The sequence below is a fragment of the Pseudomarimonas arenosa genome, assembly GCF_014841215.1.
GTDB lineage: Bacteria > Pseudomonadota > Gammaproteobacteria > Xanthomonadales > Xanthomonadaceae > Pseudomarimonas > Pseudomarimonas arenosa.
Window position 1 is genome coordinate 1 of the sequence record NZ_JACYTR010000052.1, and the last position, 19,296, is coordinate 19,296.

Sequence of the window (19,296 nt, forward strand, 5' to 3'; positions counted from 1 at the left end):
AGCTTACGGACCGTGAACAACTGCTCCATGAAGACATCGGCTCCGCGCATCGGGCTTCCTTGCCAGCGGTGTATCTGAAGGATGAGACAAGTTTACGATGCGAGGAGGTATTTCAGCAGCCTGCTAGGGCTTGGAATAGTTGTGGTGTTCGATCGATCGGCAGGCATTGTCGTTGAATAGATAGCGCGCGGACCCGAACAACTTGGCTCTACCGGTTATTTGCCATCGACTGGGTGGGAGACCGGCACAACCTGTGCATCGCTCATCAGGTCGTCATCACCTCGCGCTGCCGCAGGCCGGTCGCGCGGCGCCTTGCGCAATTTACCCTTACTAGCGGCGCTGCCGGGTCGGGGCGTGGCAGCGCTCGACTGCGGCGCCGGATCTGTCTCGACTGGGGCCGCGGTCGCGGCGCACGGCTGGTTGCGGTGAGCCGGAGGCGGTGCATCAAAGTCCTGTCGCTTTCGTCGGTGCATGTAAGCCTTCTTCGTCGACATCGTTGCGCTAGCGCAAGTTCGCGACTGGTGTGGAGAGTGACCACTGTAGTTCCCCAGTGGTCCTTCGTCGGTTCGATATCGCACCTTGTGAAGCATCCTGCCTTTGATGTGCTTTCTGGCGGTTACAGTGATGCGTTGCCGATCGATCAGGCCTGTCGGTAATGCGGAGGCAGCCGAAATTTCGCGGGAGCGGAGTGCGATTCACTAGTGCCGCAAGGTTGGCAGGCTGCTGAACCAGGTGTCTCAGACATTCACATTGGGCTGCGTGGTAACGCGTCGTTATGCCGGCCGCGAGCGCAGCACCAGGGGCTAGTCGTTGAGCAAGAACACCTCGGCACGACGATTAAGTTCACGGCCGTACTTGGATCCGTTGTCAGCGGCTGGCGCCTGGCTACCCTGGGCGACGACGAATATCCGCGAGGGGTCAATGCCACGCATCAGCAGATAGTCCCTGACTGCATGAGCACGCCGTTCGGACAAGAGGTAGTTGGATTGCTGAGGACCACTGCTGTCGGTATGGCCAATTATTCTGATACTGCGTCCGGGGTGTCTTCGCAGGAATTTTGCCAGTTGCAGCAAGGCGTCCATGTCTCTTGCAAGAACAGACTGTCCCCGATCAAATGTGACTTCCAGCAGCGCCGTTTCCCATTGGGTGGTGGGTTCGACCTCAGTGCCGAAGCGTGGGGCGAACTCGGTCGTGCGCCGGACAGCCGCATCCGCATCGGCCCGGTCCGCGTTGGCATCGTCCTGATCGATCGCTGTGCTTGAGCTTAGTGCGTCGCGAGCGGCAATTCTGGCGTCGAACGCCATTCGGCGTTGCGATTCTGAGGCATCGGCAGCTATCCAGGCGCGGTAGTGCGATGGCGGTGTCTCGCCGAGTGGGCGAGTGGCGACATCCGGGTCACGCGATTGCGTCGATGCGAGCGAACAGGCGGAAATCGAAAGACAGAGAATGATGGCCTTCCATCGAAGCGCTGCACCGACTCCTTGAGAGGAGTTTATCCAGGTGCTCCGCCCCGGCCGGTGGCTGACGTGGCCGTTGTGGCGCAAAAAGAGCCCTTTCAGGGCGGAACGCATGACTCTCAATCGACCGATCTCTGACTGCAACCATGCTGAGAACCAAGCTCCACTTCTTCTGGCATAACCATGGGTTTGATCTCGATCGATTTGAATCGCGGTGCAGTGCCGCTTTCTTGTGGCGCTGGGCTGCTTTCAGAAGCAGTCTGCGGGCTGCTAATAGGCCGACTCTTTCCGCCGTGCCCTTCCGGATCAGGGTTCTGGAGCGCCAAGGCTTCCAGGAGATCGATGGGGTTGGAAGCTCGTGATGTGCCGTTCATGCAGCTCTCTACCGGGATGTCAGGGATCACCAGACTGCGCCTGTTTGCTAGCGCTGTCGGTGCGCTATCGAACGCGCGCGCTCCACGGGGAAATCTGAGCAGGCATGGCAAGTCGACCCTCTATGACCTGAGGTGACTGACTCGGGGAAGCGGCCGCCGCAGCCGGTCTCCTTGGGTGCGATAACGCACTGAACCCTGCATCATCGAACTGTTAGTTTGGCTGTCGATGCCGAAAGGCGATGGCCGCGTTCACAGACTATGCAAACAGAGTCGCTCAGCACTCAACTAAGCCAGGCATTCGCCGATGGGCCGTGTGCATGAGCGCCAGATTCGCCCTGCGTTGCCTGGAAGTCTCGGCATGGATCCTGGGCGTCGGCCTGCTCGGTTTCTATATCAGTGCGCGGGCCAGTGGCGAAGCGGAGCGACGCGAGGCTATCTCCGAGTTTGCCCTGCGCAGCAGTTTCAAATCCGCAGGCAAGTTCAATCAACCAAATGGCCACGAGTATCAAAAGCAGGCCCCGAACAGCGAGTTCGAGCCTGGGCCGGATCCGAACTCCACGCTGGATGCACGCCAGAAAGCACAATGGTCAATTGGGCGAATCGAACGGTTTGAGAGCACTCAAAGCAGCGTCAGCGCTGACGATGGCGCTGCAGTTGCGATTCTTAGCATTCCAAGGGTCGAGCTAGAAGTGCCGGTTCTCGCGCAGCTCAACGAACGCAATCTCAACCGCGGCGCAGCGCTGGATTCCGATAGCGCGCCCCCGCACAGTGATGGCAACGTGGTAATTGCAGCGCATCGTGACGGCTACTTTCGCTCTCTACGTCACGTGGTTGTCGGCGACTCGCTGACGGTCGAACTGACAAACCGCCAGCGTTCCTATCGCGTCACCTCGATTTCGATCGTCGCGCCGACCGACCTGTCGCCCTTGCTCAGCACATCGGTGGCCAGCATCACCCTGGTGACCTGCTATCCATTTTTCTTCGTTGGCAGCGCGCCTCAGCGCTATATCGTGAGAGCTGAGGAGCAGCTATGACGTAGTCCGCCCGACTGCATCCCGCCCTGAGTCGCAGTCGGTTTCACCTTCTTCCACTGGAGCACGACATGAACGTAGCACGCATCAAATCAAATCCGATCGCTCTTTCCATTTTGCTGGCAGGCCTTGCATGTGCGACATCCGCCCGCGCCCAGCAAAGCATGGACACCGACAAACTGCCTGACCCTGCAGTCGATAAATCCGACTGTGCCGGCATGATCTGGAACACCGAACTCGTCAGCAAGTACCCGCGTATCGCAAAGGGTTGCCGCGAAGTCGTCATGGTAGACGGCCAGAAATGGGCCCGCTTTGAGGCGGCGTTTGTTCGCGCCAATGCCGATGGCTCGTTCACTTCTGAGTTTATGGATGGGCGCAACCACACCTTGGGCAACGTCACCTTGATGCCACGAGCCGATCAACGCGCCACCATCGACGGCCGCAAGGTGCGCTTTTCTGACCTCAGCCATAATCAGAAGCTCAATTACTACGTGCCGGAAGGTGCCACAGGTTTCGCCTTTGAGCCGGTCGCCAGCAGCAGCGAATACGTACCGATTGTGCGCTACGAAGAAGTCGAAACAGTGCCAAGTCCGAGCGTCGATCGGAGCCTGGTAGCCCAGGTCGATCCGTCGACACAGCGTCAAGCGCGGCATCTGCCGGATACCGCAGGTCCGCTACCTTTTCTGGCGCTGGGTGGGCTGGTCAGCCTGATTGGTGCTGGGGGTCTATCACTGCGTCGCCGCTTGTTCCAGCCCAAGGCGTAAGCGCTCGGCAGCCAGCGAGCGCACTCAGCACTGATTGACTGCTGATTCGGGCGCGGGCCAAGGATGGCCCGTCCACGGCGGGGTAGGGCGTGGCGAGTTCGGCCATGCGCCGGTCTCGGCGCCCCACTCAAGAACGCGGTGCTCGTACGGTTCGATGTCGGGCTAATGGTCTTCGCGGACTCGGGCAATGGCTCGATGCGCCGATGGCTGAACAATTGGTTGAGGTAACAAGCGATCCGTTTCCTTTTTCACCACTGCGTAGCATTCGCAGCTCAGTTTCTCCAGCCTTGGGCGATCCAGCACGGTGATATGGCCACGACTGTATTCGATCACTCCGAGCTTTTGTAGTTTGCCTGCCGCCTCTGTGACGCCTTCGCGGCGCACACCCAGCATGTTTGCAATCAGTTCCTGAGTCATCGTCAGGTGATTGCTGGGCAGACGGTCGAGTGACAGCAACAGCCAGCGACACAGCTGCTGGTCGATCGAGTGGTGGCGATTGCAGACGGCAGTCTGTGCCATTTGGGTGATCAATGCCTGGGTGTAGCGCAGCATCAGCACAAGCAATTCGCCGTGACGATTGAATTCGTCTTTCAAACGTTGTCCAGGCAAGCGGTAGGCCGAGCCTTCGCTCTGGACAACCGCTCGGCTGGACGTGCTCTCACCGCCCATGAACAAGGCAACGCCCACCAGGCCCTCATTTCCAACGACCGAGATCTCAGCAGAGGAGCCGTTTTCCATAACGTAGAGTAGCGAGACGATACTATCGGTGGGGAAATAGACGTGGCGCATGGAGTCGCCAGGTTCGTAAAGCACTTTGCCCAACGGAAGACTCACCGGCTCAAGCAGCGGAACGAGCCGCGCACGGACTTCGGCTGAGAGAGCACGAATAAGCTGGTTTGACTGGGGAGAAGTTGCTTCTGTCATCGCTATCTGAGCCTTTTGGTCTGGCGGCCTGTCACATGCGACCCTGGGTTCGGCCTTCAGAATAGCGTCGAGAAATCAATGCGTATGTACGATAGCGAACATACTGTTGGGGCCAGCCACGAACAGGCTCAACGTGGATCAGCGGTGCGCTGACGCATTCGGAAATCACGCACTTACCAGCAAACTACACGCAGCCGCCCCGGGACGCGAACGGCCGCTGGCCGTCACATCTTCGCGTCAGCGGACATCATGCAATTGCCAGTGGCTGCCCGCCAACCAGCGCAGTCGCTGCCGCAGCAGGGTGCTACTGAGCGTTGTGTTCACCACCAGGTCGATGGCCGTGTGCGACTGCTCGCCGCGCACGCTTGCGCCCTTATCGATGGCCGACGCCGAATCGTCGATCTCATCGGGTGCCTCTTGCATGCTGCGCCAGCGCTGAAACAGCGTGTCTGTTCGCAAGGCGTCTTGCAATTCCTTGGCGAGCCCATCCGCACCCGCGGATTGGAAGCTCAGTTGGGGCTCAGTGCCGCGCGCCAGCGCGGGGTTCGGAAGCCGGATGTAGTAGCGAGTCATGACAGTGCCCTCGTGAGCCGGGTCGATTCAATATCGGTCGATGTGTGGGGCGGGTCAATCGCAGAGGGAAAGAGAAGCGGAAGCCGCGACGGATGTATTGGTTAGCGGTTAGCGAACGGATAGACCCTTGCAAGATTCCTATTCTGTTGATCCACGGCTCCGCAATGTACGGCTGAGCTCAATCGGGAGCACCTTATGAATCACGCTTCGAAAGACACCCATGGCAAGCGCAAGCCGGATGACGGCGCTGGCAAAGGTCCGGGTCCCAGCATCCGCCATGGGCCAGGGCCGGAACTGATGAGCGCCGCCGCGCTAGTGGGTGATTCAGTGGTCAATTGCCACCACGAGGAAGTCGGCGATATCAAGGAAATCATGTTGGACATGCGGAGTGGACGGGTGGGTTATGCGCTTCTCTCGTTCGGCGGCTTCCCGGGCATGGGTGAGAAGCTGTTCACAGTACCTTGGAATGCGCTGACGCTCGATACCCTCAACAAGCGCTTCATATTGGATGTGGAAAAGGCCCGTCTCGAATCGGCACCCGGATTCAGCATGAACAACTGGCCGAATATGGCGGATGCTACCTGGGCCAGAGAAATCCATGCCTACTACGGGACTCAGCCCTTCGGTCCGTGAGGCTTGCACTATCGGTGACTCGCCGAATTGCGCTGACCGCGAAGCGGGCCGGCACATCTTGCTGCTCCCGACGCATCGCCGTCGTCACAGGTCTCGCGACTCGCCGTCGGCAATTCGGCGGCAGCGTGCACATGGCGCGCTGTCCTTGGGCAAGTCGGGAGGCGGGGCTGGTCATTCAGTTGCCATCGGCGTTTAGCGCAATTGCAGGTAACTCCGTCAGCGTCATCAGAATGTCTGCGTACCAGGCACAGTTGAGCCCCAATGCCTCGTCGAGCTTGAGATCGCGGGTGCCCAGATCCACACGTGCGGAGTGAATCCCGAGCAGCATCCAGGGCAGGTCGCCCCGAGCCGGATCTGCTTGATCCACCCGTATCACGACCGGAGCCCCGCTGGTGCCGCGATGGGTACGCGCGTCGGTGAGGAAATAGCCAGCGCCCTGAAAGCGCAGTCCGAACGAAGAGGCGATAGCCGCTTGTCGTACCACCGGCATGTGATGCAGCAAATCGTGAAACCCAAGCGGAAAGCCCACGACCAGCAGAGCGCTACCTACTTCGATGTTGGCATCTGGGTCGGGCAAGTGCTCGGGCGTAAAGGCTCGGTAGACTAGTGAATCGGGCAAAGCAGCCCGGTTGATTTCGATCACCGCGACGTCGATCTCGCCAGCATTGTCGGTTCCTTGCCGCCAGACGCTTTTTCCGTCCTGGTAAAGCGGAATCGAGAAACCTATCGACTTTGCGAGATTGGCTCGGTCAATGTGCAGTTCGATCTCGACGCGACTGGGAAAATGTTGAGTCGGCTCGTCGACGAACACATGACGACTGGTAACCAGGAATAGCCGGCTGTCACGCTCGAAGAAAAAGCCGCTCGCATTGGTCAGGCCTATGTCGCCATCAAAGGTCAAGATCTGCGCGGCGCTTAGCAAGATGGGTTCGACAATCATTCGATTGAGGCTGCCGCATGCCGCTGCCAGCGTCGGTGCGGTGGCGAACATTCAGTACCAGTCGCAATCCGTTCCAAGCCGCAAAATCGTTGCGAGCAATCTCCGCGTTTGTATGCGCCTGATCGTCCATCGATTGAGGCCCGCATATGCAGGTCCACCGCTCGAGTGAGCGCTACCAGACCGACTCGCTTGCTTTGACGCGCTACGCTCGAGGTCAAGGCAAGTGGCCCGTTTCTTTCGTGTCGGGCATTCGTTTGATTGGCCGTACACATTCGCGCGGTAGCTGCAATCGATTGACATCGGAGGAGGAATCGAGTGTGACAACGCCCATGCATCCACTCACGTCGCTGTTCGACTCCGTGCTGTCGCTCGATCGTCAGCCCGACAATCAGGCGTCGCCGGGCTGGTTCTTTCCTAACAGGGCAAGCGGTCTGTTAAGCGTGGCGGCGGCCATACTGGATCGCAAGGGAGCTTTGCTGCAATGCAATGTAGGTTTCTCTCGGTTACTGCCGGAGTCGACGCGGCTGCTGCCTGGTGCAAACGTCGGCAAGCATTTCGTCGCCCCTCGGTTTGCCGATCTGGTGCGCGCCGCTGAATCGAGCCGCTTGGCGGGATATGCTGGGCCGCTGGCTGTGGGCAGTCCATCGATGTCCCTGCTTCCACTAAGAGCAAGGGTGTGGCTGAGTAGGCAAGGCGTGCACCTGTTGGCCGAATACGATATTGATCGACTACAAGGCATGGCCGGCCGGAGCCATGAAAGCGACCAGCACCAAGACTTATTGCAGGCGCTTCAGCGAGACTATGACCAGCTCAAGCTGCATACCGACAGCGTCGTGCAGACGTCCTTGACTGACCCCCTGACTGGCGTCGGCAACCGCCGTAAATTGGACCAGGCCTTGGTCGATGAAATCAGTCGAGTGGACAGGGGCGGTGGCCCCCTGAGCGCGATCATGATCGATCTTGACCTGTTCAAACGAGTAAACGACGAGTTCGGACATGCGGCAGGCGATGGCGTCCTGGTCGGGATAGCCCATCAGCTGTTGGCTCATCTCAGAGCCAGCGACACGATCGCCAGAATAGGCGGCGAAGAGTTCGTTGTTCTGCTTCCCAACACGAAGATCAAGAATGCACTCCAGAAGGCCGAAGTGATGAGGTCGGGCGTTGCCGAATCTTCGCCGACGAACACGAACAAAAAATGCACGGCCAGCTTTGGTGTCGCACAGCTGCGACCCTCGGAGAATGGGGCGTCTCTACTTCATCGCTTGGATGTGGCGCTTTATCGATCCAAGGCGGAAGGCCGCAACCGAGTGACCTCGGCCGAAGTGCATAGCGTTCGAAGCATCCCATCGCCATCCCCGGCGACCTAACTGCTCGACACAAAGGAAGGCTGCGCATATGAATCAATATCGCTTTCGCTTACCCGACTCTCCGCAACTGGCAGCAGGGCAAAGCGCCTTGAACCTGCAGGAGCTTGGCCCCAACGGCTTCGCTTTGGCGCTGCAACGATCGCTGCGTCAAGACGTGTTTCTGGAGGATTGGCATGACTCGCCCGCAACCATCTGGCTTGACCCCGTGTTTGATCCGCGTGCCACGGTCACCGGCAGACAGGAGCATCTGGCAATAGAGCTGTTGGTGAAAACGAGTCTCGGTCGCCAAGCCTTGTTCGAGCGTTTGGATCTGCTGGCCGGGAAGCATTGGGAATTGGTGGTGCCCGCCAAGGCCATTTGAATTGTTGGCTCTCCGCATTCGCCGCGCCGCTGACGGGCAAGGGGCCGCGGGCAAGGATGATGGCCGCCGAACTACCGCAGGGTCATCCTTCGTTTGGTTTGAGAATGCGTTGTCCGGGCTTCTGAGCGGGCGTCTCCGGCATAACAGTAGGCTTGATCTCGGTTGAAATGAATCGCGGTGTGGGGTTCGCATCCTGCAAGGCGTCGTGGTTGAGCCTGTGCGGCTTCGGCCGACCGGGTTCTTGCTTGCTGAGGCTGCCGGGTTCGGCAGCTCGCTGTCTGGTCTTCATGCGACGCTCCGGAAACGATGAGTCGGCGGGTACGAGGGCATGAGCTGAGTGAGGCTCTCAGGGGGGGCGGTTGCCTTGGTGGTGTCGGCACCTCGCTCACCTTCATCGCAACAACTTCAGTCCCTGACCGTTAACAGAAGAAAGCGGCAGGGGAGGCCCCTGCCGCTTGTGCCGCGCTGATTGCCTAGCTACGAGAGCTTGCAATCAGTCATGGGTTGCTTGAACTGCCTACTGCTTGCGAGCAGTAGGCATGTTCACCTTGTCGATCGCGTGGATTAATCCATTGCTGGACGGGATGTCGATAGAGATGACGTTTGCGCCGTCAATACTGAAGCTCGATCCTACCCCCTTGATTGGCGCCGACTGGCCCTGAAGCGTCTCAGCGGAGGTCGCCTTGCCCATATCGGCAGCAGTCCGACGTCCTTTGATGACGTGGTAGTTAAGTATCGAGACAAGCTCAGACTTATTCTCTGGCTTCAGCAGTCGATCAAGGCCACCACCCGCCAGCTTCTCAAACGCTGCATCGGTGGGCGCGAAGACCGTAAATGGGCCGGGCCCGCGCAGGCTCTCGCTCAGCCCGGCAAGCTCAATGGCTTTGCTGAACGTATTGAGCTTGCCGTTGGCGCTGGCAGTGTCCAGCAGATTCTTGTTACCACTATTTGGGGTGGGTTGAATGCTCATGTTTGAATCCTTGGATGATCGGCTCACAAAACTGCAAGCCAGGTACGGCCGCGGCCGCAGACACCGGTGTACCGGTGTTACGAGGCTCAGTGCGTCGGGTGGAGGGTGTGCAGCTGAGTGGCCGTTACGACATTGCGTCGATCGTCGTAGTGCCAGAGCAGCATGCGCCTTGGTGTCTGAACCTAAGGTTGGGTGTCGTCGGATTCAGTGATGCATCTTGCCAGCACATGCCTTGGTCTTGCCGAATTGCGTGCCTGTGCCAATAGGCGATGACACCGGCCTCGCGCCTGATGCATTGGCTTATATGGTCAGACACGCCTGAAAGTGAACGTGCAGTCTTGCCGTGTTGCGTTGCCAGAATCAGCGCTTCAATCAACAGCAAGTTTCGCCCGTAGGGCGCCGTGCGCAGAAACTGACCGGCTGCTGAAAGCGCGTTCGCAGTAGCCTTTCCCTGCGGCGCAAGCTGCGAGACATTGAGTTTCATGTGCATCGAAAGGCCACTGAGGGCGCGCGCGAGGCACGGGTAGCGCCGGCGTGGCGGTGTAGTCGCTCTGCAGGGCTGGCCACCACAGGAGCCCCCCAACCGCTCTCCTGACGGGAAAGGGGAGCCAGAGAATCTGCCGCTTCGAATCGAGGGCAGCGATTCGCTGAATCATCTCCAGCAACGTGAGAGCCGATTCGAGCGGCGCTGATCCGTGGCGGCGGATGCGTGAGTGAAGTTCAATGCAATGCTTCCCGAGGGTCAATCCTGCAGTTGAACATCCACTCGCACTTGCACGAAGCGTCCGGGACGTTGGTTGGTAATCGACTGGTAAGAATGGCCTGCATAGGCGTAGGTCACCCGATAGCTTGTGTACTCCGGATAGCGGTGGTCGCCGTAGCGTCGGCGATAGTCGATGTCGGTTACCGTGCGACAGCGCAACTCAGATCCAGATGTATCGCGAAATCGATCGTAGCCCTCATAGGTCCGGTTCTGGCGATCGTTCGCCCGCTCATTGGCGCGGTCATTGGCATGCTTGCCAACCCCGGCACCAATCACGGCACCGGCAATGGTTGCGGCTTTTCGGCCACTGCCGTCGCCTACTTGGTTACCCAGTGCTCCGCCAACGATCGCACCGATAATGGCGCCGGCAGTGCTGCTGCTCTTGCGCTCGTTTTCATAGCGATAGAGTCGACCGTCGCGGTCTCGATAGTAACCACCCTCATTGCGATTGCTTTGCTCGTTCCAGCACTCCTGGTAACTGTAGTAGTCGGGTTGACGTTCCATCTGCTCAACGCGCGTGACTCGGGCGCGATCGAGTCGGCTGACCGATTCGCCGTCGTTGCGTTCATTGTGTTCGGCGAAAGCACTGCCAGACAGGCCGGCCAGTAAAAGCGCCAGCCCCGTCGCCAGGGGGCGTTTCTTATTTGCTGTGCGGATCTTCATTTGTGACTCCAACGTAGCGAGTAGGTTGACCTGTAAAAGCTCATCAAGCGGAAGCTGACAGGCCTCTTGCCATCCGCCACATGCATCCACACTATTCGTCCACTGCGCGCCCGTCGGTGTGCTGGCACACGAACACAAGCCCATCGCGTGCCTGCGTTCAGGCTGATTTGTGGGCTTTCATTCTCTGGACTAGACGTTTCACCGTCGGGCTGTGGGGGGGCGCGCAGACAGTCCGGCAAGAACGTTGCGCCGAGTGCACTAGTTTGGACTCGCTAGCGCCGATAGCACTCGCAAGCAGCGCTCACCAGGGCAGGGCGGTTCAAGATCTGAATCTCTCCTCGGCTATAGCGGATCAGTCCGCGACGTTGCAGTGCCCCAGCGGCGATGGTGACCGCGCTGCGCTGTACCCCCAGCATGTCTGCAAGCGTCTGATGCGTACGCTGAAAGCTGCCGCCCGGCACACGGTCAGCGGTGCTCAACAAGTACCCAGCCAGCCTAGGCTCAATCTCATGGAAGCGCGCACAACAAGCGCTCAGCCCCAGCTTTTGGTAGCTATTGAACAGATAGCGACCCAACGGCCTTCTTAGACCTTGATGAGCCTCCAGCAGCCGGCACAGATCGCCGGCCGCGATTCGGACCGCGCTGCCTGCGCCTTCGACCTTGGCGAGCCACGGCGCCTCGATAACATCTAGTACCAGACTGGCACCCAGCATCCCTTCGCAGCCGATCATGCTGACATCAAACGACGCATGGCCGCGCAAAGTAACCATCTGGGACACGACGCTGCCGGTCGGAAAATACACATGCGTATAGGGATGCCCCTCGGTGCACAACACTTGGTCGACTTCAAGCACCACCGTCTCACCGCATCGACGCAGCTGTTCGCGCACTCCGCTCGGCAGGGCTTCGATCAACTGGTTTGGGGCATTTTGGCTTTCGGTCGTTGCCATCGGTCAGCGTCTCTAGCAGTCTGCGGGAAGACTCGATCGTCAAGCCTCCTCGGGGCAGGCAGTAAAGCGAGCGCAACGCGCTGCCGTGAGCCTGTCGAACGGCTCGCCGGAGAACAACAGACTTAACCTCCGGGTGCGCCATGAGCGGCGCGTGAGACCCACGCCGTTGGATAGCTGACGCGGCCGCTTGCTTGGACTCAATGTGCCGGCCGTTGAACCAGCTTGCCAAACCTCGGTCGCCTCGATCTGTTCGTTGCCACGCATTACCTACCGCGGTCGAGTCGCACCTTGATCCGTACCGGGCTCAAACGGTCTGCCCATGATTGCGTCGAGACTGGCGGGCACACGGCCTTGGCAGGGCGGGGTGGAGATGGCGGATTCGGTGAACGATCGCTTCCCATATCGGCGAGCCGCGGAGCTACATTCCCCTAGAAGTGCCCCAGCACGACCAAGGCCAGAACCACGGCAAGCGCCACTCCCAATCCGCCGCTGGGACCGTAGCCCCAGGAGCGGCTGTGGCTCCATCTGGGCAAGGACCCGACCAGCATGATGATCAGCACCACAAGAACAATCGCACTCAGGGACATGGGTCATCTCCTTAAACGGAATGCCGACGAAAAGCTCCACCCTGGCGCCTTTCCAGCACCTGGAGTTTCGGTTTCCTTCTTTACACCGCACCCTCCTGGGCTGGAGTGGGTCAGCGTTCCGTTCGATAGAGCACATAGCGGCTTCAGGCCGAGAGATAGCGACTCACTAGCATCGCGCGCGCCTTTCGTGCCGCGTAAGGCAGGCAGCCGAAGCGAGCCTCGGCCGCCTGCTACTGGACTGAGGTTCGACCCTAGCGTTTGCCAGGAAGCAGGATCAGCAGACCACCTGAAATCAGGCCGGCGATGCTCAGCCATAAGGGCACGGTGATCGTTTCCTTGTCTTTAACGGATAGTTCAATTGGGCCAAGCTTTGTGCTGTGAGTGTCCTTGGTGTAGGTGAATCCACCGTAGGCAAGACCCAGCGCCCCGGCGACCAGTAGCACAATGCCGGCAATTCGAGTGGCTTTCATCAGTGTTGCTCCTTGGAAAAAAGTTTGGCCCGAAAAAACCCGTCCTGGCCTCGCACCCCTTGCAGGAAGGGACGACAAGAATGAGGACCTCATAGAGGAACAGCCGGATTCGGCACAGACCAGAGCCGCACCGGCACGAAACCACCGACCCGGCCGTTCGATCATTCCGCTGCAACTCTATTCGAAGATGGATGAATCAGCACCACGAGCTTGCGCGCATGACAAGAAACTGTTCGGTGCGATGGCGCACACGCAGACTCGGCCAAGAGCTTGCTTAGCTGACCCTTGGTTCGTCAGCGCACCGACAGGACCGGGTTGAAATGACAGGCTGCGCTACATCCTCTTTCGTGCCTGGACTCGGCGAAAGGCTCCGCAGTCAGCGCATCGTCCCCAACTGCGGTTCTAGCCCAGCGACGTGCCCATCTTGAGAACGTCATGAAAAATACATTGAGAATTGCGCTCACACTGCTGACGACAACTGGCTTCGCGCTTGGCCTCAGCGCCTGCAACACCATGCATGGGTTGGGCAGGGACACCCAAGTGGTGGGCGAGAAAATTGAAAAGGAGGCCGATCGTCATATCGACAACAAGCACGATGATGGTCGGCCCGGCCATGAGCACGAGCGACCGACGCAAGGTGAAATGTGATGACCACGCTCTGTCTGGCCGACTGGGTCAAATCCCAGGATGATCGCGATCGGGAATATCTTGCACGGAGCAAATTCGCCTCATTGGCCTATGCGCCGACCAAGCGCATAGCAAGGTTGGTCTCATCGGCGCTGCTGCCCACCCCTGCCAGCAAAGCAATACCGAAAGCGACCCTGCCACTTTATCCGGCTTACCAGGAATCGCCCACATGAAGGCGTTCGATCTGACCACGGCCCTCGCAGCCGTGCTGCTGGCAAGCGGCTGCCAAGAAAGCGCATCCGAGACCGCCAAGGATGTCGCTGAGGCCCAGGACAAGGCCGCACAGAACGTCGTCACAGCGCGGCAGGACGCTACCAAGAAGCTCAACGAGGCGGATACTGATCTGGCCAGCGCGGAACGTGCCTATGGCAAAGCGGAGGCCGGTGCGCGAAAGGAACTTAACTCAGCCGAGGCAGTGGTCATGGTGAAGGCGGCCGAAGCTGATTTTGATGTCGCGAGCACCGCGTTGGAAGGTCGCTATCAAGTAGCTGTGCAAAAATGCGATGCGCTGCAGCAAGTGGAGGCCAAGGCTTGTCGCAGTGCGGCCACCATGGCGCATGCGACTGAACTTTCCGTGGCTACTGCGCGACGAGATGCGGCCTTGGTGGCCGCCGAGCATCACAAGCAGTGACCCCTGGGGTTCGGCATGGAAATGGCAGTCCGGCGGCGACTCGTCGGGCTGGCTGTCAGCTCTGCTTGAAGCGATGCCCACGCTTGCCAATCGAATCGCGCACATCCACTTCGAGATCGATTTCCAGTCTGCCGCCATCGGCCAGCTGAATCTGCCACTGCAGGCCTTGCTTGCAGGGCAGCCGATCCGCATAGGCCCGCAGCGCTTCGCTCTCAACACGCAGCTCCAGCGCCAGCAGTCCATCAGCGGTCTGCGCCGACCAACGCCGCGCGCTGGACACACTGCCGTCCACCGGCTGAATCCGAGCGTGGATCTCGGTACTTGCCGCCAGCCGCTGATGGTGAAGCAGCGAGCGCCCGGCCAATAGCTCAGCCAGTTCGTCTTCAGCGATGCGCAAGCGCAGCGATTGTTGCTGCAACTGCAGTTTCATTTGCAGATCGCCTGCCACTGTTCGGGAGTATTGCAGTTGCGAAGTCCGTCCAGCAGCTCTGCCGGACATTCAATGGTGCTGCCATGCAATCGATGATGCAGTGCAAGCAGGGAACGACCGCCACTGGCCTGCGCCAACAAGGCATCGATCAGCGCACGGACATGCCGATCCAGTCTCAGCGCCATGGGCAGCACATGCTCGCGATAACAGGCCGCCGCCGAGGTCTCCATTAGCTTGACCAGCGGGATCAGATGGGCTTGCCGCAGCAGTGGCATGTCGACCGGCACAATCAGCCAGCAGCCATCAGACGCGTCGACCAGGGCCGAATGCAGGCCGCCGAGCGGACCCAGACCTTTTTGGCGGTCGGGAATGCCAAGGAATTCAGGATAGTCTCCGCTGACCCGAAGTTCGGTTGCGCCAAACGCCTTCATATGTCGAACCTGGGCAGCCAGCAAGGGTTGCCCATGCCAATCGAGCATGGCCTTGTCGCGCCCCATGCGCGACGAGCGGCCACCGGCCAGGATCAGAGCGTTCCATTTACCCGTGAACATGTCGATTGGGCGACAATGCCGTAGGCGCCGGCGGTTTCGCCGGGTCGTCGTGTTCATGGCCGCACAGCGAGCAGCCCTCGCTCCAAGCACTGTCACCGTCGATGAAGTGCTCCTGCTTCCAGATCGGTGCACGGTGCTTGACCGCCTCGATCAGGGCACGGCAGGCGCGAAAGGCCTCGTCGCGATGCGGCGTACCGGCTGCGACCACCACCGCGATATCGCCCACCTTGAGCCGGCCGCAGGCATGCGCAACATACAGTTTCAGCTGCGGGCCAAATTCCGTCTGCACTTCGGCGGCGAGCTGGCGGAACACGTTCAAAGCCAAGGCCTGATAGATGTCGTAGCTGATGCCGACCACCTCGCGTCCGTGGTTTTGCGAACGCACTTTACCCACGAACATGTTCAGTCCACCGAAGCGGCCATCGCTGACAAAGTCGAGCGCGGCAGCCGGGTCCAGTGCCGCCTCGCTGACGTTCAGCACCGCGCAATGCAGGGAGTTTTCGATAAGCATCTCAGCCTCCGCTGACCGGTGGAAGAATCGCCAGCTGACCGTCTGCAGGAATGCGATCGTGATCGCGCAGCAGGGCGGTGTCGCTGGCGAAGGCCGACACTCCGACCAAGCCTCGCTTGTCGGCCTTGCCGGTGGCTTCGAGATGGGCGCAAAGCTGGGCGCGCAGATCGGCGATCGAGTCGCCATCCACCTCCAGGGTCAGCGTGGGCGCGCTATGCAGGTCGCGAAACGCGCCGAACAATGCCAGCGTGACAGTCATGTCAGGACTCCCGAGAAAACAAGAGGACTAAGGTGGCACAGGCTGACTACGATGACCAGATCGCTTTCGGCCAACGCCGGGCGATCGTGCTCCACCACGATCCAGCAGTTCGCATCTAGCAGAGGACGGATGCGAAAGCTCTCCTGGCCGGGCAAGATGCGTGCGCGCAGCCTGCCCTCAGCATCGAGTTCCACCCGCCCCTTGAGGTGCAGGCGTAGCGGTGGCTTCTTCGGCAGTGCATTGGCCAGCGGCAAGCGCAGCGCGCTCTCGGCCGGCAAGCCCAGTCGCTGGCGAATCGCCGGCTCGACAAAGAAGCGAAATCCCACGGCGCTGGACACCGGGTTGCCGGGCAATCCAAAGAACAGCTGGCCGTCTGGCAGGGTGGCGAACAGGATCGGTTTGCCTGGTCGAATGCGAGTCTTGTGAAATCGCATGGTGGCGCCAAAGCGTTGCAGCGCTTCCGGTACGAAGTCGAAGCGGCCCATCGACACCGCACCGGTGCTGATGATCATGTCGGCACCGCTGGCCAGGGCGCGATCCAGGGCGGTCACAAAGGCATCAATGTCATCGCTGACGGTGTCGGTAGACACCACCTCAGCGCCGGCGTCGGCAGCGCGTAACTGCAGGTAGGGGCGATTGCTGTTGCGGATCTGCCCGGCGGCCAATGCTTGCCGCGGATCGTCGACCAGCTCCTTGCCGGTGGAAATGATGGCAATGCGCGGAGACCGCGCAACCTTGACGCTCTCGATGCCTTGCGCAGCGAGCAAGGTCGTTTCAACTGCGCCCAATCGGCAACCGGCGGCCAGCAAGGGCTCACCGGCGCGGATGTCCTCACCGGCCTTGCGCACATGTTGGCCCGGATGCACCGGTTCCTGCAGCTCGATTTCGGCGGGCGATGAATCTTCGCGTTGAGTGAGGCCAATGCACTCGACCGGAATGACGGCATTGCAACCCGATGGAATCGGTGCGCCGGTCATGATTTCGATAGCGCCGGCCTGATAGTCGCCGGCAGCATCGCCGGCCGGCAGCAAGCCCACCACCGGAAGCTTGCTTCCAACCGGCAGTCCGTTCTCCGGGGCGAACAGGGCATAGCCGTCCATGGCCGTGTTGTCGAACGGCGGCAGGTGCTCTTGGGCCGAACAGGCCTGGGCCAGAACGCGCCCAGCGGCTTGAGCGCAGGGCAGGGTATCGAGCTGCGCAGCACCGGCCAAAGCGAGGATTTCCTGCAAGGCGTCGGCGTAATCCATCATGGGTGTGAACCTCCTTCGACCATCGCCAGAGCGTGGTCAAGCAGTGGCTGCCAGACTTCCCAGCCCTCGGCTACGGCGCGTGGATTGCCGGGCAGGGCCAGGATCAGCATGCGGTTGAACTGGTAGGCACTGGCCCGGCTGAGCCAGGCCAATGGGGTGATTTCGCTGGTTGCATGGCGGAAAAGCTCGCCGAAACCGGGTACTTCGCGCAAGCCCAAGGCGGAAAGTGCATCGGGGGTGCAGTCTCGCGGGCCCAATCCAGTGCCGCCGCTGAGCAGACAGAGCCGCACACCCTGGGCTTCCAACGCGACCATGTGCTGCTGAATCAAATCGGTTTCATCCGGCAGCACCCGGTACTCGGCGATATCGGCACCCAGCTGTTGCAATCCGTCCAACAGGATCGGGCCCGAACGGTCAGCATAGCGGCCATCGGCGGCGCGATCGCTAAGCACCAACACCGCGGCACGACAGGCCGGCAGCTGTAGGGCTGCCTTCGGCTTCAACAGGCGGCGCTCGTGATCATCGAGGGTTGAATATAACAGGGCACCTCGATTGGCCTCTTCGAGCAGGATCTGCTGACTGTCGATCCTGGCGCTTCGGCCCTGTTGGTGAAACCACTGGTGCAGAACCAGCAAGGCTGCGCCGAGACCTGCCATGGCCGAGACTGCCAAACCTTCAAGCTGATCGGCCTTGACTTCGCAATACACGCGCACCCGTCTGTCCTGAATCATGGGCAGCAACAGGCGTAGGTGCTGAATCTGTCCTGGCGCCACTGTATTCAACGCACAATTGGGTCGCAGCACAGCATCGCGGCAAGCGACCTGACACAGTCCGAACAGGGCCGTGTGCAACTCAGCGGCCAGTGAGGCTGGGTCCGACTCGGCCTGCAGTACAAGCTCGCCGCGAGCCACGCCGCGCGCGCGCTGCCGAAGTGCAGGGCTTGCATTGCCCAGCACCGGCACCGTCAGCCAGTCACTTGACATGGCTAGCCCCCAACCGAAGCCAGATGCCGGGTCAGACCGGTCTCGCCCTCATGCAGTCGGTGACCGGCTTGCTTGTAGGCCAGCTGGCCGCTCAGACGTGCGACCAGATCCGGCAGGTCCTGATCATGTTGCAGCAGCGGGCGCAAAGCGATGCCGAACTCGCCGAACAGGCAAAGCCGAAGATCGCCCTTGGCCGTCACTCGGAGTCGATTGCAGCTGCGGCAGAAGTCCTTCGAGTACGGGGCGATGATACCGATGCGGCCATGATAGTCAGGATGCGCCAGCTCGCGCGCCGGGCCTGCGTCCTCGGCCCGTGGCAGCTCGCGCCAGCCCTGATCGATCAAGGGTTGAATCAGTGCTTCCGTGCTGCGGTGGTGACGAGTGAAGTAAGCCTGGTTGTCGCCGGTGCGCATCAATTCGATGAAGCGCAGGGTGATGCGACGCTCGCGCAGATACTCAAGCCAACTGGGCAACTCATCGTCGTTCAGATCGCCGAGCAACACCGCATTGAGTTTCACTGCATCGAAACCCAGGCTCAGGCTGTGGTCGATCGCTTGCATCAGCTCGGCGTGATAGCTGTGCCCGGTGATGGCGGTGAAGCGATCAGTCCGGAGGCTGTCCAGGCTGACATTGAGCGCCGTCAGCCCGGCTGAGCGCCAGGCATCGACCCTGCGTGCCAATACGCAGCCATTGGTGGTCAAGGCCAGCTTGCGCAGCCCAGGCGTTGCAGCGGCCTGGGCGATGACCTCGGTGAGATCACGCCTGAGGCTCGGTTCGCCGCCAGTCAGTCGCAGTTTGCGCAACCCCACGGCGGCAAAGCCGCGCAGCAAGCGGCCGATTTCATCCAGGGTCAGCCAGCCAGGCTTGCCCTGCGCGCGCCAGCCGTCCGGCAGGCAATAACTGCAGCGCAGGTTGCAAGCCTCGGTAAGCGACAACCGAAGGTAAGGAAATGTGCGGCCGAACGTGTCGGTCAAGGTGTTCATTGCAGCTCCCTTCCAATCCGGGAGGCGATGCCGTTTCCCGCATCACCCGGCTAGCTGCCGAAGCGGCTAGCGGCTGCCGTCCATGTCGGGCTGACGAAGGCTGGGCAGCTGGGAGCGAATCTTGTTCGCGAGTTCAGTTTGCGCCGCTGGCCATGGGCCATCCATGACTCAAGTCAAGCAGGGC

The 19,296-nt window shown here is 60.4% G+C and carries 24 protein-coding genes and 1 riboswitch; of the genes, 8 read left to right on the forward strand and 16 right to left on the reverse strand.

Translation table 11 applies throughout. The annotated features are described in order from the left end of the window. Positions 1-803 precede the first annotated feature (803 nt). Positions 804-1,571 (reverse strand): OmpA family protein, encoded by a 768-nt coding sequence (locus tag IFO71_RS16930; RefSeq protein WP_192030850.1) that lies wholly within the window; start codon positions 1,569-1,571, stop codon positions 804-806. A 577-nt stretch (positions 1,572-2,148) separates the two neighbouring features. On the opposite strand from IFO71_RS16930, the gene IFO71_RS16940 reads away from it, so the two are divergent. Beyond that, a complete protein-coding gene (locus tag IFO71_RS16940; protein ID WP_192030852.1) occupies positions 2,149-2,865 on the forward strand; it encodes a class D sortase in 717 nt (238 codons plus the stop codon). A gap of 68 nt (positions 2,866-2,933) precedes the next feature. Further along, a complete protein-coding gene (locus IFO71_RS16945; protein WP_192030853.1) occupies positions 2,934-3,626 on the forward strand; it encodes an LPXTG cell wall anchor domain-containing protein in 693 nt (230 codons plus the stop codon). Positions 3,627-3,788: 162 nt separating this feature from the next. Here the strand turns inward: IFO71_RS16945 and IFO71_RS16950 are convergent, their stop codons facing one another. Together IFO71_RS16950 and IFO71_RS16955 are read right to left on the reverse strand one after the other, a co-directional pair. Continuing rightward, positions 3,789-4,550 (reverse strand): Crp/Fnr family transcriptional regulator, encoded by a 762-nt coding sequence (locus tag IFO71_RS16950; RefSeq protein WP_192030854.1) that lies wholly within the window; start codon positions 4,548-4,550, stop codon positions 3,789-3,791. A gap of 237 nt (positions 4,551-4,787) precedes the next feature. Continuing rightward, complete coding sequence (locus IFO71_RS16955; protein ID WP_192030855.1) at positions 4,788-5,123, reverse strand: hypothetical protein; 336 nt, start codon at positions 5,121-5,123, stop codon at positions 4,788-4,790. A 195-nt stretch (positions 5,124-5,318) separates the two neighbouring features. Between IFO71_RS16955 and IFO71_RS16960 the strand changes: the two genes are divergently transcribed. Next, complete coding sequence (locus IFO71_RS16960; RefSeq protein WP_192030856.1) at positions 5,319-5,756, forward strand: PRC-barrel domain-containing protein; 438 nt, start codon at positions 5,319-5,321, stop codon at positions 5,754-5,756. A 175-nt stretch (positions 5,757-5,931) separates the two neighbouring features. Here IFO71_RS16960 and IFO71_RS16965 read toward each other — a convergent pair whose 3' ends face one another. Continuing rightward, positions 5,932-6,747, reverse strand: a complete 816-nt coding sequence (locus tag IFO71_RS16965; RefSeq protein ID WP_225444736.1) for a S1 family peptidase — start codon at positions 6,745-6,747, stop codon at positions 5,932-5,934. A 278-nt stretch (positions 6,748-7,025) separates the two neighbouring features. Here IFO71_RS16965 and IFO71_RS16970 point away from each other — a divergent pair, with 278 nt between their 5' ends. Together IFO71_RS16970 and IFO71_RS16975 are read left to right on the forward strand one after the other, a co-directional pair. Then, positions 7,026-8,063, forward strand: a complete 1,038-nt coding sequence (locus IFO71_RS16970) for a GGDEF domain-containing protein (protein WP_192030857.1) — start codon at positions 7,026-7,028, stop codon at positions 8,061-8,063. A gap of 28 nt (positions 8,064-8,091) precedes the next feature. Then, on the forward strand, positions 8,092-8,424 hold the full coding sequence (locus IFO71_RS16975; protein ID WP_192030858.1) for a hypothetical protein: 333 nt from the start codon (positions 8,092-8,094) through the stop codon (positions 8,422-8,424). 517 nt (positions 8,425-8,941) lie between these two features. Here the strand turns inward: IFO71_RS16975 and IFO71_RS16980 are convergent. The 5 genes from IFO71_RS16980 to IFO71_RS17000 all read right to left on the reverse strand — a co-directional run bounded on the left by IFO71_RS16980 (position 8,942) and on the right by IFO71_RS17000 (position 12,827). Beyond that, positions 8,942-9,394, reverse strand: coding sequence for a fasciclin domain-containing protein (locus tag IFO71_RS16980; protein WP_192030859.1), 453 nt, complete (start codon positions 9,392-9,394; stop codon positions 8,942-8,944). 742 nt (positions 9,395-10,136) lie between these two features. Beyond that, positions 10,137-10,820, reverse strand: a complete 684-nt coding sequence (locus IFO71_RS16985; protein WP_192030860.1) for a glycine zipper 2TM domain-containing protein — start codon at positions 10,818-10,820, stop codon at positions 10,137-10,139. Between the two features lie 272 nt (positions 10,821-11,092). Beyond that, positions 11,093-11,770: a Crp/Fnr family transcriptional regulator gene (locus tag IFO71_RS16990; protein WP_192030861.1), complete on the reverse strand. Its 678-nt coding sequence runs from the start codon at positions 11,768-11,770 to the stop codon at positions 11,093-11,095. Positions 11,771-12,198: 428 nt separating this feature from the next. Then, positions 12,199-12,357 (reverse strand): DUF3309 family protein, encoded by a 159-nt coding sequence (locus IFO71_RS16995; RefSeq protein ID WP_192030862.1) that lies wholly within the window; start codon positions 12,355-12,357, stop codon positions 12,199-12,201. A gap of 251 nt (positions 12,358-12,608) precedes the next feature. Next, on the reverse strand, positions 12,609-12,827 hold the full coding sequence (locus IFO71_RS17000; RefSeq protein WP_192030863.1) for a hypothetical protein: 219 nt from the start codon (positions 12,825-12,827) through the stop codon (positions 12,609-12,611). Between the two features lie 435 nt (positions 12,828-13,262). Here IFO71_RS17000 and IFO71_RS17005 point away from each other — a divergent pair, with 435 nt between their 5' ends. Genes IFO71_RS17005 through IFO71_RS17015 form a run of 3 tightly spaced genes read left to right on the forward strand, consistent with a single transcriptional unit; the run spans position 13,263 to position 14,145 of the window. Continuing rightward, positions 13,263-13,475, forward strand: coding sequence for an entericidin A/B family lipoprotein (locus tag IFO71_RS17005; protein ID WP_225444737.1), 213 nt, complete (start codon positions 13,263-13,265; stop codon positions 13,473-13,475). Further along, on the forward strand, positions 13,475-13,687 hold the full coding sequence (locus IFO71_RS17010) for a hypothetical protein (protein WP_192030864.1): 213 nt from the start codon (positions 13,475-13,477) through the stop codon (positions 13,685-13,687). The genes IFO71_RS17005 and IFO71_RS17010 overlap by 1 nt, the downstream gene beginning before the upstream one ends. Next, positions 13,684-14,145 carry a hypothetical protein gene (locus IFO71_RS17015; RefSeq protein WP_192030865.1) on the forward strand — a complete coding sequence of 154 codons (462 nt, stop codon included), beginning with the start codon at positions 13,684-13,686 and terminating at the stop codon, positions 14,143-14,145. Before IFO71_RS17010 ends, IFO71_RS17015 begins: the two co-directional genes overlap by 4 nt. Positions 14,146-14,200: 55 nt before the next feature. On the opposite strand, the gene IFO71_RS17020 is transcribed toward IFO71_RS17015, so the two are convergent. The 7 genes from IFO71_RS17020 to moaA all read right to left on the reverse strand — a co-directional run bounded on the left by IFO71_RS17020 (position 14,201) and on the right by moaA (position 19,112). Next, positions 14,201-14,575: a hypothetical protein gene (locus IFO71_RS17020; RefSeq protein ID WP_192030866.1), complete on the reverse strand. Its 375-nt coding sequence runs from the start codon at positions 14,573-14,575 to the stop codon at positions 14,201-14,203. Further along, positions 14,572-15,126 (reverse strand): molybdenum cofactor guanylyltransferase, encoded by a 555-nt coding sequence (mobA, locus tag IFO71_RS17025; RefSeq protein WP_192030867.1) that lies wholly within the window; start codon positions 15,124-15,126, stop codon positions 14,572-14,574. The genes IFO71_RS17020 and mobA overlap by 4 nt, the downstream gene beginning before the upstream one ends. Continuing rightward, a complete protein-coding gene (locus IFO71_RS17030) occupies positions 15,113-15,631 on the reverse strand; it encodes a molybdenum cofactor biosynthesis protein MoaE (protein WP_425502909.1) in 519 nt (172 codons plus the stop codon). The genes mobA and IFO71_RS17030 overlap by 14 nt, the downstream gene beginning before the upstream one ends. 7 nt (positions 15,632-15,638) lie before the next feature. Next, positions 15,639-15,896, reverse strand: a complete 258-nt coding sequence (locus IFO71_RS17035; protein ID WP_192030869.1) for a MoaD/ThiS family protein — start codon at positions 15,894-15,896, stop codon at positions 15,639-15,641. Next, a complete protein-coding gene (locus IFO71_RS17040; RefSeq protein WP_192030870.1) occupies positions 15,893-17,146 on the reverse strand; it encodes a molybdopterin molybdotransferase MoeA in 1,254 nt (417 codons plus the stop codon). Before IFO71_RS17040 ends, IFO71_RS17035 begins: the two co-directional genes overlap by 4 nt. Further along, complete coding sequence (locus IFO71_RS17045; protein ID WP_192030871.1) at positions 17,143-18,129, reverse strand: molybdopterin-binding protein; 987 nt, start codon at positions 18,127-18,129, stop codon at positions 17,143-17,145. The genes IFO71_RS17040 and IFO71_RS17045 overlap by 4 nt, the downstream gene beginning before the upstream one ends. A gap of 2 nt (positions 18,130-18,131) precedes the next feature. Continuing rightward, entirely contained in the window at positions 18,132-19,112 is a 981-nt protein-coding gene (moaA, locus tag IFO71_RS17050; protein WP_192030872.1) for a GTP 3',8-cyclase MoaA, read from the reverse strand. Continuing rightward, positions 19,102-19,239, reverse strand: a riboswitch (molybdenum cofactor riboswitch). Its footprint overlaps the gene before it by 11 nt. Between the last annotated feature and the right edge of the window lie 57 nt (positions 19,240-19,296).